General features: G+C 34.4%; 11 protein-coding genes. 8 read left to right on the top strand and 3 right to left on the bottom strand.

Annotated elements, in window-relative coordinates; translation table 11 throughout:
- The first annotated feature begins 243 nt into the window (after positions 1-243).
- From EKL95_RS10365 to EKL95_RS10350, 4 genes are all read left to right on the top strand, one after another.
- Positions 244-1,188, top strand: a complete 945-nt coding sequence (locus EKL95_RS10365; protein WP_126453317.1) for a zinc metalloprotease — start codon at positions 244-246, stop codon at positions 1,186-1,188.
- 75 nt (positions 1,189-1,263) lie between these two features.
- Positions 1,264-2,355, top strand: a complete 1,092-nt coding sequence (locus tag EKL95_RS10360; protein WP_126460045.1) for an AI-2E family transporter — start codon at positions 1,264-1,266, stop codon at positions 2,353-2,355.
- 2 nt (positions 2,356-2,357) lie between these two features.
- Positions 2,358-3,539 (top strand): THUMP-like domain-containing protein, encoded by a 1,182-nt coding sequence (locus EKL95_RS10355; protein WP_126564190.1) that lies wholly within the window; start codon positions 2,358-2,360, stop codon positions 3,537-3,539.
- Between the two features lie 2 nt (positions 3,540-3,541).
- Positions 3,542-4,108: a hypothetical protein gene (locus EKL95_RS10350; protein ID WP_126460051.1), complete on the top strand. Its 567-nt coding sequence runs from the start codon at positions 3,542-3,544 to the stop codon at positions 4,106-4,108.
- A 4-nt stretch (positions 4,109-4,112) separates the two neighbouring features.
- Here EKL95_RS10350 and EKL95_RS10345 read toward each other — a convergent pair whose 3' ends face one another.
- A complete protein-coding gene (locus tag EKL95_RS10345; protein WP_126564189.1) occupies positions 4,113-4,772 on the bottom strand; it encodes a M15 family metallopeptidase in 660 nt (219 codons plus the stop codon).
- 31 nt (positions 4,773-4,803) lie between these two features.
- Here EKL95_RS10345 and EKL95_RS15320 point away from each other — a divergent pair, with 31 nt between their 5' ends.
- Positions 4,804-4,932, top strand: coding sequence for a hypothetical protein (locus EKL95_RS15320; RefSeq protein WP_255416245.1), 129 nt, complete (start codon positions 4,804-4,806; stop codon positions 4,930-4,932).
- A gap of 96 nt (positions 4,933-5,028) precedes the next feature.
- On the opposite strand, the gene EKL95_RS10340 is transcribed toward EKL95_RS15320, so the two are convergent.
- The gene (locus EKL95_RS10340; protein ID WP_126515645.1) at positions 5,029-6,948 is read right to left on the bottom strand and encodes an amino acid permease; all 1,920 of its coding nucleotides are present in this window, start codon (positions 6,946-6,948) and stop codon (positions 5,029-5,031) included.
- A gap of 236 nt (positions 6,949-7,184) precedes the next feature.
- Complete coding sequence (locus EKL95_RS10335) at positions 7,185-10,100, bottom strand: FAD-binding and (Fe-S)-binding domain-containing protein (protein WP_126564188.1); 2,916 nt, start codon at positions 10,098-10,100, stop codon at positions 7,185-7,187.
- A gap of 236 nt (positions 10,101-10,336) precedes the next feature.
- Here EKL95_RS10335 and EKL95_RS10330 point away from each other — a divergent pair, with 236 nt between their 5' ends.
- The 3 genes from EKL95_RS10330 to EKL95_RS10320 all read left to right on the top strand — a co-directional run bounded on the left by EKL95_RS10330 (position 10,337) and on the right by EKL95_RS10320 (position 14,948).
- The gene (locus EKL95_RS10330; protein ID WP_126564187.1) at positions 10,337-11,866 is read left to right on the top strand and encodes a glycoside hydrolase family 10 protein; all 1,530 of its coding nucleotides are present in this window, start codon (positions 10,337-10,339) and stop codon (positions 11,864-11,866) included.
- 26 nt (positions 11,867-11,892) lie between these two features.
- Complete coding sequence (locus EKL95_RS10325) at positions 11,893-13,167, top strand: MFS transporter (RefSeq protein WP_126460066.1); 1,275 nt, start codon at positions 11,893-11,895, stop codon at positions 13,165-13,167.
- A 167-nt stretch (positions 13,168-13,334) separates the two neighbouring features.
- Positions 13,335-14,948 carry a glycoside hydrolase family 3 protein gene (locus EKL95_RS10320; protein WP_126562204.1) on the top strand — a complete coding sequence of 538 codons (1,614 nt, stop codon included), beginning with the start codon at positions 13,335-13,337 and terminating at the stop codon, positions 14,946-14,948.
- Positions 14,949-15,025: the final 77 nt, after the last annotated feature.

Raw genomic sequence — 15,025 nt, 5'->3', positions numbered from 1 at the left:
AAATAAGCGACCTAAAAAGTCGCCTATTTTTATTTATCAGCATTACCTCTTTATATTTCTTCATTACGATAAGTAACCTATTAACAGCATAAATTTTATTTAAATAGTCTTTACTGTTCTTATCCAAAAAGCAAGATTTAAATTATTTTATAAATAAGTAATCATAAAATTTTTTTTTAAATAAAAATTGTTATAAAATTGTGATATAATAAACCAAATCTATTAATTTATAACAAATTCATTATGAAAAAAATTCTTTTATCTGCTGTAGCATTATTAATGCTTTTTTCTTGTCAAAATGACACAACAGAAATTACTCCATCAGCTGATGCAGTTACAAAACGTGGTTGCGCATCTCAAGAGGTGTTAGCTGCCCAAATGAAAGCTGATCCGTCATTAGTTTTGCGAATGAATAAAATTGAAGCTTTTACTGACAAAGCAATGTTATCTGGTCGCTTAGTTAACGGTAAAGTAGAAATCCCAGTGGTCGTAAACGTTTTATACAGAACTACAGCTGAAAATATTTCGCTGGCACAAATCCAATCCCAAATTGACGTATTGAATAAAGATTTTAATGCTGCAAATTCTGATTATAATTCAGTTCCCGCAGCATTTTCAGGAGTAAAAGCAAATGTTGGAATTACATTCGTCTTACAAAGTGTAAAGAGAAGATCTACTACTATAACATCTTGGTCTACAGATGATTCTATGAAAAAATCAACAAATGGAATCGTTCCAACTACACCAACAACTGTATTAAACATGTGGTCTTGTAATCTTGGTGGCGGTATTCTAGGCTACGCACAATTTCCTGGAGGTGCATCGTCTACCGATGGAGTAGTAATGGATAACAATGCATTCGGTACTACCGGGACAGTAACAGCGCCATTTAATCTAGGAAGAACAGCAACTCACGAAGTAGGACACTGGATGAATTTACGTCACATTTGGGGTGATGCTACTTGTGGAAGCGATTTAGTTTCTGACACGCCTACGCACAATACTGCTAATTATGGTGTTCCTACCTACCCTCATTACAGTACATGCTCTGGTACTCCTGTAGAAATGACTATGAATTACATGGATTATACAGATGATAGAGGTATGTACATGTTCTCTAACGGCCAAAAATCAAGAATGGATGCAATTTTTGTTTCTGGTGGAGCAAGAGCGAGTTTCGGAATATAATTTTTAGTTTTTTAGAATTTAAAACTCGCTACTTGTTAGCGAGTTTTTTTTATCTTTAGCCCTTAATATAAAGATATGATTACGTCAAAAACCATTTCTAGCGGCATTATCCGTGCGCTACTTACCTTAGTGCTAGGTGCTTTAGTGCTGTTCTTTTTCTACCAAATTCAATCGGTGATAATTTATCTTGTAGTATCCTTTATATTCACAATGATTGGAAATCCTATTTTAGATTTTTTTAAACGGAGATTAAAATTTAATCATCTCTTTGCTACTATTACCACTTTGTTTATTTTTATACTGATTATATTTGGTTTCATAATGATGTTTATTCCTTTGATTTTATCCCAAGGACAAAATTTATCACTGCTCAACACAGCAGAAATTGAAAAAAATATAATTGAGTTAGCCAATCAGATCAGTGTGTTTTTGGAAAGTCATCAAATTGATTCCTCACAAATACTTAAGGAAGCCAACATTTCCTCTAAAATAAATTTTAATATCATTCCAAATTTTCTAAATGCTATTTTGGGAACAATCAGTAGTTTTGTTGTGGGACTGGCTTCGGTACTGTTTATTACTTTTTTCTTTTTAAAAGACCGATTAATGTTTCTTTTAGGAGTAAAAAAATTAATTCCCAATAGTCACGAATTTCAAATTTTAAATTCACTGGAAAAGATCAACCATTTACTATCGCGTTATTTTATTGGATTATTGCTTCAATTATTTATTGTGTTTCTTTTATACTTCATAGTCTTAGTCATTTTTGGTATTCCCGATGCAATTGTTATTGCTTTTTTATGTGCTGTATTGAATATTATCCCCTACATAGGTCCATTAATTGCATCGGTGTTAGCCGCAATTTTGACTATGATCAGCAATTTAGGTGGTGACTTCCAATCCGATATTTTACCTACGACAATTTACGTTCTTATTGGTTTTTGGATCGTTCAGATTATTGATAACAATTTATCCCAACCTATTATCTTTTCAAAAAGTGTCAGTTCACATCCCTTAGAAATATTTCTGGTTATCTTAATTGCCGGTTTTCTTTTTGGAATATTGGGAATGATTGTAGCCGTTCCATTGTATACAATAATTAAGGTGATAGGGAAAGAATTTTTTCCGGAAAATAAGATCATTCAATCATTAACTAAAGACCTTTAATTTTGGATTTAATGATTTTAAATCCTGAAGTACAAGTATTTATCAATGCTAACATTGGTACACACGTAGCAACATTAGCATTACAAAAAAATCCCTTTCCCAATGTGGATTGGATCACCATTTTGAACCAAATAGACGCTAAGACAAAAGCAAAAGATAAATTGCCACATTGGTTCTTGTCCCAAAACATCATTTATCCAAGCAAACTTTCAGTAGAACAAACGTCTTCTGAAAAAACAGCTTCTTATAAAGCTTCTATTGTTACTGGTGATCACTTAATCGATTTGACTGGAGGTTTTGGTGTGGATGATTTTTATTTTGCACAAAAAATAAAAGAAGTGGTTCATTGCGAAATTAATCCCGATTTATCTCAACTTGTAAAACACAATTTTGAGCAATTACGTGTTCCTAATATTACTTGTTATACCGGAGATAGTCTGGCAACCTTAACCGCTTTAAAAACAAACTGGGACTGGATTTATATTGATCCTTCCAGAAGAAATGATACCAAAGGAAAGGTATTCATGCTTAAAGATTGTTTGCCAAATGTTCCTGAAAATCTAACTTTTTATTTTAAAAATACAAATGCTATTCTCATAAAAACGGCTCCTATTCTTGATATTACTGCCGGACTAACGGAATTACAACACGTGAAACAAATTCATATTATAGCCGTTGAGAACGAAGTTAAGGAATTGTTATGGGAACTTCATGCAGCTTATTCCGGACCAATACGCATTAAAACTGTCAATATCCTCAAGGATAAAAATGAAACTTTTGATTTTATTTGGAATGAAGATGCTAGTTTTTCAAATTTCAGCTTACCTCAAACCTATTTATACGAACCCAATAGTGCTATTATGAAATCAGGTGGATTTGATGAAGTGGGATCCTTTTACAAAGTCAATAAACTACACAAGCATTCTCACTTATACACTTCTATTGACTTAATTCCCTTTCCGGGTCGTGTTTTTGAAATTCAAAATACATTTTCCTATAACAAAACAGCGATGAAAAATTTTTTAGAAAACAGTAAAGCCAATATCACAACTCGGAATTTTCCGGACAGTGTAGAAAGTATTCGGAAAAAATGGAAAATAAAAGACGGAGGAAATATATATAGTTTTTTTACAACTGATGAAAATAACCATAAAATAGTTTTAATTTGCACCAAAATATCATAAAAATGAAATTCATAATTACATTAACTTTCTTTTTCTTCAGTTTGAGTCTTTTTGCACAAAAACCATGTGATTACAGTGAAAACGTTACTGATTCAATAGGAACCTATAAATCAACTAAAGAATATATGATTAGTGAAAAAAAATTTGCCGGAAACTCCAGCTATATTTTCTATTCACTGGCTTTAACGGATGGATTACCAACCTTAAACATACAATTTATCCAAAAAAGCAAGGGATTTATAAAAGCGAATTGTTTTGATAAAAATTCAAAATTGTTTTTACAACTCAACAACGGAAAAATAATTACGTTAATACACACTGATCAAGAAGATTGTGGCACTTTGATTCGTGATGACAATGGATACGATAACCGGATCAATTCTGCAGCATTTATGTTTATGAAGGATAGTTTTGAAGAATTAAAAAGTTCTCCAGTTTCTATGATGCGCATCAAATATTTAACTGATACAGAGGATTTTATTATAAAAAAGGAATTTAAATCGGAATTAAACAACGAAATTTACTATCCGGAAACCTACTTTATAAATACGATAAAGTGTATCGAATAATAGTTTATTTACATTCCCATTTAGTATTAGAAATAGTGTCATTCAACCCTGATTTTACATTATAATGCCACCATTCCGAATCAAATGAATTAAAACCACTACTAATCATTGTTATTTTCAGCAGGTTTCTATTTGCCTTTACTGTGTGCGAAACAGTAGGATAATCATGACTCGCTTCGACTCCAAAAAAATCAAAACCAGTACCCATATCTAATTCTTTTCCACTGCTGTTCACTAAAGTAAGGTCTACAGCTCCCCCTCTATTATGAATTGATCCCTTCGAGGGATTAGCCACGTACTTAGGATTAGGTACAATTTCCCACATTTTTTTCTGAATATCTAAAGGGCGATAGCAATCAAAAATTTTAATCTTATAGCCCTTTTCCATAAACTTCTCATTGGCTTCAACAAGTGCACGAATGGTTTTTAACCGCAAAAAACATTCTGCGCAATCATATACTTTTGCGTTCAGGAAATTGTCTGTTGTGGCGTATTTCATATCATACAGAAAATCTTGACTGTATTCTTTCAAATTTACAAATAGCGTATCATTGCTAATTGAATTCTTTTTTTCATCCGTTTTAGAAATCAAATTTTGGGATTGACAACTAACAATACAAAAAAGAAAACTAACAAATACAAGTGGTTTGACAATAAAAATCATGCGTTTATTTTTTATAAAAATAAGGTAAAAAATGGTGGTATCAATTATTACCTATGAATTAATCCGTTCAGTAGTCGTTTCAATTTTGATAAAACAATTGGATTTCCTGCAATTTCATTATATAAAGGAAGAAAATATGATGAGCTATAAAAACAAATAAGTCCTCTAAATTGATTTTAGAGGACTTATTTGTTTTTCCTAATAGTGATCTAAATGCATAGTAAGACCCTGACTGTTTTAGAATTTTTTCGTGTTCTTAATTTAATTTGCTGTTTTTTCGGCTAAAGCCAAAATAAATGACCAATCCAATCAAAAGCCATATTCCAAAATAAATCCAGTTCCAAACACTCAATTCAGCCATCATGTACAAACAACAAATCAATCCCAATAGCGGTATCAAAGACAAATTTGATTTAAAAGACCAAACGGATAATCCAGCTAAAACAATCAAGAAAATCCACATTGGAATTTTGTGTTTAAATAAACTAAAACCGCTTTCATATTTCACTGCATCAGCAATTGGCAAACCCGCTATAACAGCAGCATATTTTGCATCATCTTGTTGATATTGGCGTAATAAATGCTCTAAATCCGGCGTTTCATCAGTGCTGTTTTTAGCATCAATAGTGACTAAATAATTGTATACTTTTTGGGTTTCTTCTTTGTTTAACGAGGTGATGATAGCGGATGAACTGTTGATTTGAGTTTTATTGGTAATAAAATCCATTGTTCCTTTTTTATTGTAACCAAAAGCAAACACCAATCCCATAATAATCAAAACTGGCAATATGAATTTTGAATTTACATAAGGAGTTTTAAATTTTCCACGAGGTATATCGGTTCTGTTTTGTAACACTAAAACTCCGGCACAAACCAATACAAAAGCGAATAACGTTCCAATACTGCACAAATCTGTAACCAATGTTAAATTCAAAAATAAAGCGGGAACTGCTACTACAAACCCGGTAACAATTGTCGCATACGATGGTGTTTTGTATTTTGGATGTACTTTTGAGAAACGTTTTGGCAACAAACCATCACGACTCATACTCATCCAGATACGCGGTTGTCCCATTTGAAAAACCAATAAAACACTTGCCATAGCCACAACCGCACTGACGGCAATGATTCCGGACATCCATTTTAGGTCTAATTTTTCAAATACAAAAGCCAAGGGATCACCTACATTCAACTGGTCATAACGCACCATTCCGGTAAGTACCAGAGCAATGGCAATATATAAAACGGTACATATTATTATGGCCCACATCATTCCTTTAGGCAAATCACGTTGTGGATCTTTGCATTCCTCAGCCGTTGTCGAGATAGCGTCAAACCCAATGTAAGCAAAAAACACTGCTGAAACTCCTTTTAAAACTCCTGTAACACCATTAGGTGCAAAAGGATCCCAATTTGCAGTATCCACATAGAAAACACCAACCGCTATGACTAAAAGAACAATACATAATTTGACAACCACCATGATATTACTCGCATTTCGAGATTCTTTCATTCCGCGGTAAATCAATGCCGTAATCAAAACAATAATCAGTAGTGCAGGAAGATCTGCCACAAAATGAAACGATCCAATAACCGGCGAAGTCGTCCAGGCTGTATAAGCATCCTGTAAAGCAGGACTTAAGTTTGCAAATTCTTTGCCTCCTTGCATTAGCGCAATGGCATCGTCAAAACCTCTGGAAGCGGACAAAAAATCCATTTGAACCCATTGTGGTAAGTGAAGCCCGCCACTTTCAAGTAAACCCGTAAAATAGTCACTCCACGATATGGCGACCGTTATATTCCCCACAGAATATTCCATTATCAGCGCCCAACCAATAATCCAGGCTATTATTTCTCCAAAAGCCACATACGAATACGTATAAGCACTTCCGGAAACGGGAACCATCGATGCAAATTCAGCATACGCAAAAGCAGCAAAACTACAGGCTATAGCAGTAAACAAGAACAAAAAGATAACTGCAGGCCCTCCATCAGAACTAGCTTTACCAATCGTACTGAAAATTCCGGCTCCTACAATTGCGGCGATACCAAATGCTGTTAAATCACGCGCCGTTAAATGTTTTCCTAATGCATTATGGCCATCGGCATCTCTTTTTTCAACCTGTTTTAAAATATCTTGTACTGTTTTTTTTCTAAATAAACTTGAAGATGCCATAAACTAAACTTTATCATTAAAAATTAATAAACTGTAAATTGTATGCTATAATTATGAAAATAGTTCAAATTATCTTCAAAATTCAAAAGTATAAAACAATTTTAATTAATGGAGTTTCTCTAACTATTTTTTTATTTATTTTTTATAAAAGTTAAATCAATTTTTTTTTATAGTAAATAAGTCAAATTTTGCTATTCATCTAATTAAAAAATAATTTTAAAAAACAGCTGCAATTATTATTTCAACCAGCTTTTTAGAATCGTGACCGGATGCAAGGCTTTTCTACTGGTACCATCAAAAATCTGATGGCGGCAACTAGTTCCTGCTGCTGCGATGGCCACTGTTGCATCAGTAGCTCTTATTTTTGGGAACAAGGTGTCTTCTCCCATTTGCATGCTGATTTCATAATGTTCTTTTTCATAACCAAAAGAGCCAGCCATACCACAACATCCCGAATTATAAATCGTAACTGAACTATTTTTAGGGACATTCAACATTACAAAAGTTGCTTCCATAGTACTCAATGACTTCTGGTGACAATGTCCGTGAATTTTTATTGTTTTTGCAACATCAGAAAATTGTTCTGGATGAATTTTACCTTTTGTAATTTCATTTTTAAAAAACTCTTCAATCGTAAATACATGTTGTGCTAATTTTTCAGCACCTTCCTTATCGTCAGCCAATCGAATGTATTCATCTCTAAAGGTCAATATTGCTGAAGGTTCTATTCCTATCAACGGAAAATCAGTAGTAACATAATCCGAAAAAACAGCTACGTTTATGTTTGCGATTGCTTTGGCTTCTTCCAGAAAACCTTTAGAGATAAAAGCCCTTCCGCTTTCCTCATGATCCACCATAATTACTTCATATCCTAATGCTGTCAATAACTCGTACGCATCAATGCCTACTGAAACATCATAAAAATTAGTAAATTCATCACAAAACAAACATACTTTTCCGTTTACAAAAGAATCACTTGGTGCTTGATTCCAATTTTTCTCATACCATTTTCTAAAGGTTTGCGGAGCCAGAGGCGGTACTTCTCTTTTTGAGGCAATTCCCATGGTTTTTTTTACCAAAGGCAAGTTCAGCATGAAATTCGTAAACTTTGGAGTGATACTCCCCAGTCCATTCAATTTCGCATTAAAAGCAAATACTTTATTGCGCCATGAAAATCCATTCGCTTTTTGATAGTGGTACAGAAACTCTGATTTCATTGCTGCCACATCCACATTACTGGGACATTCACTGGCACAAGCCTTGCAGCTCACACACAACTCAAATACCTTATATAATTCTTCATGATCGAACTTATTGTCTTTTTCTGAATGCGTCAAATATTCCCGCAGCGCATTGGCTCTGGCGCGCGTCGTATCTTTTTCATTCCGCGTGGCGCGATAGCTAGGACACAAGGTTCCTCCAGCCGAAGGTAATTTTCTGCAATCACCAGAACCATTACATTTTTCCGCAGCACGCAAAATCCCCATACTATCAGAGAAATCCTGAATAGTTTGTATTTCCGGTTCTACTCTCCCCGCTTCCATCCGAAGATTTTCGTCCATTTTGAAAGCGTTTACAATTTTTCCCACATTCAAAATGGTGTTGGGGTCAAAAGCATGTTTGATTCTTTTCAATAATTCATAATTCTGTTCTCCAATCATAAAAGGTAAAAACTCTCCACGAACAATACCATCCCCATGTTCCCCGCTCAAGGAACCTTTATATTTTTTGACTAAAACAGCCACTTCGGTTGCGATGTTTCTAAATTGGTGAATCCCTTCTTTTGTTTTCAAATTCAAAACCGGACGCAAATGCAATTCTCCTGCACCGGCATGCGCATAATAAATAGCACTTTGACCATGACGCTCCATCATTGCGGAGAATTCAGCAATATAATTAGGCAAATCACTCAATTCAACAGCGGTATCTTCAATAGAATCTGCCGCTTTATTGTCGCCAACAATACTGCCTAAAAGTCCAAGACCTGCTTTTCTCAGCTCATTTACTTTATCAATATCTGCTCCGTAAATTTTTGGCAAAGCATACCCAAAATTATTTCGTTCTAAATCGGAAATCAAAGCATTGGCCTGTAATTCAGCATCTTCCATACTGTGATACGAGGCTACTTCAAGCATGATAACCGCTTTTGGTTCTCCTTGAATGAAAAATCTATTTTTAGCCTGTTCCCGGTTGGTTTTGGTACAATCTAATATTGTGTCATCCATCATTTCACAAGTGTACAAATGGTGTTTCATTGCGGTAACCACAGCTTCTAAACTTTCCTGAATGGTATGAAAATGGGCCACTATCATCACATTATTTGTTGGCGGTAGCGGATCTACTTTCAGCGTAATTTCAGTGGTAAATGCTAAAGTTCCTTCGCTTCCACAAAGGAGTTTTCCTAGATTTATAGTGCTTTCGGTTCCTCCAAAAAGTTCCGATTTCAATACTAAATCAACTGCATATCCGGTGTTTCTTCTGTGAATTTCAGGTTTCGGAAATTCTTTTGTAATCTCTTTTTGGTTTTCTGTGTTCGAAAGTTCTTCATAAATAGTCTTGTAAATAGAACTTTCAAGCGTGTTCCCTTTTGTTTTTTCAATGAATTCAGCAGAAGTCATTTCTTTAAATACTGCCGAACTTCCATCACTCAAAACTGCTTTAATTTCCACAATTTTATCTCGGGTAACTCCGTACCGAATTGATGTAGTTCCAGATGAATTATTACCTACCATTCCGCCTATCATACAACGATTGGAAGTCGAAGTATTGGGGCCAAAAAACAATCCGTGCGGTTTTAAATATAAATTCAGTTCATCCCGAATTACTCCTGGTTGTACGGTAACGGTTTTTTTAATAGAATCAAAAGCGACAATTTTCGTAAAATGTTTCGAAACATCCACGATTATTCCACTACCTACAGTTTGACCTGCCAATGATGTTCCGGCAGTTCTAGGCGTAATTGAAATTTTATTTTTTGCTGCAAAGCGAATAATTTTTACAATATCTTCCTCTGTTTTTGGAATCGCTACAGCAAGCGGCAGGATCCTGTAGGCCGAAGCGTCAGTGGCATACAATGTTTTATGAAGGTCATCATATAAAAGAATGCCTTCTAATGATTGAGATAGTTCTTGTAACGGAGGCGTAATTGACATATTGTGGAGTGAATTGCTGTTATTTTCACAAATATAAATATATAGTGGTGTATACTTTAAAAACTAATAAGAAATATTCAAATCCTTTTATTATTTAAGGTAAAGTATTCTTTAATGTTATTTTGAAAAAACGGCAAAGAAATTGCGCTGATAAAAAAAGTCGAATTTTAAACCCATTTTATCGGGTAAATTTCACTAAAAAAACTATTTTTGAATACTTTATAAACAATACTCTAATGAAAAATCGCAAGCACACTCTTTTGCTTATTTTATTCTTTTTACTATCTTTTTCGATTGGTAACGCACAAACATCCGCTACAAATCCCAAAAATGAATTTAGAGCCGTTTGGATTGCTACAGTGGTGAATATTGACTGGCCTAAAATGAGTACTGATAATGTTGCCAAACAAAAAGCAGATTATATTGAGATTTTAGAGGCTTATAAAAAATTAAATTATAATGCAGTCATTGTTCAGATTCGAAGTGTTGGTGATGCTTTTTATCCAACCCAATTAGCACCTTGGTCCCGATTTTTGACCGGTAAAGAAGGACAGGCACCAAAACCTTATTTTGACACCTTAGCGTGGATGATTGCTGAAACGCATGCCAGAGGTTTTGAATTTCATGCTTGGATGAATCCATACCGAGCCACAATGGATTACAATACTGCACTTTTAAGTCCTCAACACGATTTTTTTAAATATCCCGAATGGATGATAAAATATGGTGGTAAATACTATTACAATCCTGCTTTGCCTGAAGTTCAAAATCATTTGACAGCTGTCGTGGAAGAAGTCGTTACAAATTATGACATTGATGCCATTCATTTTGATGATTATTTTTATCCGTATAAAATAAAAGGCGAATTATTTGACGACACTGATTCTTTCAAAAAATATGGAGATGGATTGGATTTAGCGGATTGGAGACGTAAAAATGTGAATGATTTTGTAAAAAGTGTTTCAATATCGATCAAAAAAATCAAACCGTGGGTGCAATTTGGCATCAGCCCATTTGGTGTCTGGAGAAATAAATCAGTAGATCCAAGAGGTTCCGAAACGGAATCTGGGCAAACTAATTACGATGATTTATTTGCTGATCCGTTAGCGTGGATGGAAAACAAGTGGATTGATTACCTTGTTCCGCAGCTATACTGGAGTATGGATCACCCTAAAGCTTCCTATTCGAAATTGTTGCGTTGGTGGTCTGAAAATTCAACAAATACGGCAATCTATATTGGTAACGGATCATACAAAATCAATACCGACTCTGACAAAAGATGGAATAATCCATACGAAATCCCCAACCAAATAGACATTACCAGATCATATAAAAATATTCAGGGTAATGCTTTTTTTAGTGCCAAATCATTTTTAAACAAAAATCAAAGTGTGACTCGATTACTGAAAAACAACCAATACAAATATCCTGCACTTCCTCACGTTGTTCCAAATTTTGTCAAAAAAGTAATCGCTGTTCCAAGGGCAAACGCACTGGTTAAAAATTCGATTTCTTCTAGTTTTTATGTTCCTTATCCTGAAAATAGTCAAGTGCGTTATGTGATGGTTTATGGATCTACATCTGAAACACAAATTGATGTGAATGATCCGAGCCAAATCATCAACAAAATTGCTTTCAATGAGAAAAACCCAGTTGAAATAGTAATTCCTACTTATAAATTAGATAAAAATAATTCCTGCGCCATTACATTCATCGATTTTTATGGCAATGAAAGTGAAGCTGCTTTTGTCAATTTTACGCTATAATTTTAATTGAATATAATTTGCCTTAAATGAAAACAGACAATAGACCCTGGTATTGGATTCCCGTTTTAAACTTTGCTTCAGGCTTGCCGTATGCTATTATTATTTCGGTTTCGGTAATAATGTATAAAAACCTAGGAATCAACAATGAGGATATTGGTATATATACCAGTTTACTATATTTACCATGGGTAATCAAACCGCTGTGGAGCCCTTTTATTGACCTCTATTCGACTAAAAGAAAATGGTTTTTGAGCATGCAATTACTGATTGCAGTTGCATTTTTGATTGTGGGTTTGACCATTCCTATGAATAATTTTTTCATGCTAAGTCTAGCTGTTTTTTGGATGGCGGCATTTGCATCAGCCTCTAATGATGTGGCCAGTGATGGCTTTTACATGTTGGCTTTAGAGAAAGACCAACAATCCTTTTTCCTTGGAATCCGGAGTACATTTTACAGACTTTCTATGCTTACCGGAAACGGATTAATTGTAGTTATTGCTGGTTATCTGGAACAGGAATATGGAGACAAACAAAAAGCATGGTCCTACACCATGGTAATTGTAGGATTAATTATGACGGTAATTACCATTTACAATTATTTTTCGACTCCAAAAATTGAAACAAAAATTGCAGAGGCAAAAACGGAATCAGTCCCAAATAAAAGCTTCGGAGTTGTTTTTGCTACTTTTTTTCAAAAGAAACAAATTGGTTTAGTTTTGGCTTTCATTTTATTATTCAGATTAGGAGAATCTCAGTTATTAAAAATGTTAACTCCTTTTTTAATAGATCCTATAACTGCAGGAGGCATGGGCTTAACCACACAGGATGTTGGCGTTATCTATGGGACTTTTGGCGTGATTTCGCTTACTTTGGGCGGCATCTTAGGCGGTATAGCCATTTCCAGAGATGGATTAGGAAAATGGATGTTACCCATGATTTTAGCCATGCACTTACCTATAATAGGATTCATACTATTATCCCATTTTCATCCCGGTTCCGTTTTCTATATTTATGCGACGGTGATTGCGGAACAATTTGGTTATGGTTTTGGTTTTGCGGCTTTCATGATGTACTTGATTTATGTGGCTGATGGCGAATCAAAAACCTCTCACTACTCTATTGCAACCGGATTTATGGCGTTAGGAATGATGCTTCCGGGAATGTTGAGCGGATTTATTCAAGACTATTTGGGCTATGGAAATTTCTTTATTTGGGTGTTTTTGGCAACCATCCCTGGATTAATTTTATCCCGCTTTTTGATTTTTCCTGCAAATTTCGGTAAGAAAACAGAACAAGAATAAACAAACTAGCTTTTTTTTAAACATATAAGTCATATAAGTTTATTTAAGAAAGTAAGACTCTCTTAAAAATAACTGTTTTTTCACAACCCTTTTAAATAATTATTTATTCTGTGTAATTTGACTTACGTGACTTATTTGTTTAAAATTAACATCATATTCATTTTATAATGACAATAGAACAAAAAATAGGACAATTTTTTTTTCCAGCCGTTTTCATCAATGATACTGAGGAAAACATTCAGGCTACCGAACGATTAATAAAAGAGCACAATATAGGTGGATTGACTTTTTTTCACAGCCGTGCCAGTGCAGCAACCAATTATGAAACTACAAAAAAAGTAGTCCTGAATGATGGTAGTTTTCAGCGTTTAAAAGAACTCATAATCAGATATCAAAATTGTGCTACGACTCCGTTATTAATGAGTATTGATGCCGAATGGGGATTGGCTATGCGCGTAGAAAAAACACCACAATATCCGTATGCGATTACCCTTGGCGCTTTGCCTGACAATAAAAAAAATCTGGTTTATGAAGTGGGCAAACAAATAGGTTTAGACTTAAAATCAGTTGGGATTCATTATAATTTATCGCCATTGGCGGATATCAATAACAATCCGAATAATCCTGTAATTGGCTACCGTTCTTTTGGTCAAGACAAAAAAAAAGTAACTGATTTTGCGCTGGAATATCTCAGAGGACTTAATGATACTGGTGTTTTAGGCTGTCTCAAACATTTTCCCGGACACGGAAATACTAATGTTGATTCGCATTTGGGATTACCTATTTTAAAAGAAACTCTCGAAGAATTAGTAGCCAATGAACTGGTTCCGTTTATAAAAGGAATTGAGAACAAAGTCGATTCGATTATGATTGGCCATTTGGCAGTTCCTGCTTTGAACGAAGGAAAAAACACTTCGGCAACGCTGTCAAAATCCGTGATTGAAACCCTTTTGCGCAAGCAATTGGGCTATGATGGTTTAGTGATTTCGGATGCTTTGAATATGCACAGCGTTTCTAAATTATACGATCAAAAAGGGCAACTGGAATGGGAAGCTTTTAATGCTGGTAATGATATTTTGTGCTTTGCCGAAAACGTACCCGAAGGAATACAGGAAATCCTAAAAAACGCAACTCCGGAACGGATTGAAGCTAGCTTTAACCGGTTGTGGAAATGCAAACAAAAAGCAGGTATTATAGACGGAACTTCTAAATTACTGCATCTTTCCCGGAATGCTTTTGATTTTAAAACCACTTCTGAATTAAACTCAAAAATTGCTCAAAATTGCATTACTAAAATAAAAGACACCCGCAATACCGTTACGCTTTTTGATGCAAAAAACAGAGCGAATCTAGCCAAAATAAGTCTGTATAAAAACACTGAAAATTCTTTTTTTAAAAATTTATCGGCCGCATTGCCTTGTCCTGAATTTTGCTATGAAAGAGGAGATACCATAGCCCTGAATGAATTAGATGAACTGCTACTAGATTTTGATACTATTCTTATTGCTTTGTTTGTTCCAAAAGCCAAACCAATGAATAATTTTGATATAGAGGATTTTGTATTGCAGTATTTAGAAAAATTATTTATTTCAAAAAAGTGTTTTTTATATGTCTTTGGAAACCCGTACGCATTACAGATAATTCCTAACTTAAGTGCTACTGCAGGAATCGTTCAAGTGTATCAGGATTTTTCGGAATTTCAAGAAACAGCAGCACACCAATTACTGGAAAACATGGAGTGTAAAGGAGCTCTGCCGGTGCAAATATCAACTATTGAATAGACTCATAAAATATTTGATTTTCTCTAAAAAGGACTACGGATTGTGAAAAATAGCCAAAAAATAAATTCCGAAATATT

Source organism: Flavobacterium sp. LB2P53 (assembly GCF_003970305.1).
GTDB lineage: Bacteria > Bacteroidota > Bacteroidia > Flavobacteriales > Flavobacteriaceae > Flavobacterium.
The sequence above is the reverse complement of the archived record's forward strand: the minus strand, read 5'-3'. Positions and strand labels throughout refer to the sequence as shown.

Excerpts from the sequence above, each read along its gene's own strand:
- EKL95_RS10365 (WP_126453317.1), top strand. The coding sequence starts at position 244 with ATGAAAAAAATTCTTTTATCTGCTGTAGCATTATTAATGCTTTTTTCT.
- EKL95_RS10360 (WP_126460045.1), top strand. The coding sequence starts at position 1,264 with ATGATTACGTCAAAAACCATTTCTAGCGGCATTATCCGTGCGCTACTT.
- EKL95_RS10350 (WP_126460051.1), top strand. The coding sequence starts at position 3,542 with ATGAAATTCATAATTACATTAACTTTCTTTTTCTTCAGTTTGAGTCTT.
- EKL95_RS10345 (WP_126564189.1), bottom strand. The coding sequence starts at position 4,772 with ATGATTTTTATTGTCAAACCACTTGTATTTGTTAGTTTTCTTTTTTGT.
- EKL95_RS15320 (WP_255416245.1), top strand. The coding sequence starts at position 4,804 with ATGGTGGTATCAATTATTACCTATGAATTAATCCGTTCAGTAGTCGTT.
- EKL95_RS10340 (WP_126515645.1), bottom strand. The coding sequence starts at position 6,948 with ATGGCATCTTCAAGTTTATTTAGAAAAAAAACAGTACAAGATATTTTA.
- EKL95_RS10335 (WP_126564188.1), bottom strand. The coding sequence starts at position 10,100 with ATGTCAATTACGCCTCCGTTACAAGAACTATCTCAATCATTAGAAGGC.
- EKL95_RS10330 (WP_126564187.1), top strand. The coding sequence starts at position 10,337 with ATGAAAAATCGCAAGCACACTCTTTTGCTTATTTTATTCTTTTTACTA.
- EKL95_RS10325 (WP_126460066.1), top strand. The coding sequence starts at position 11,893 with ATGAAAACAGACAATAGACCCTGGTATTGGATTCCCGTTTTAAACTTT.
- EKL95_RS10320 (WP_126562204.1), top strand. The coding sequence starts at position 13,335 with ATGACAATAGAACAAAAAATAGGACAATTTTTTTTTCCAGCCGTTTTC.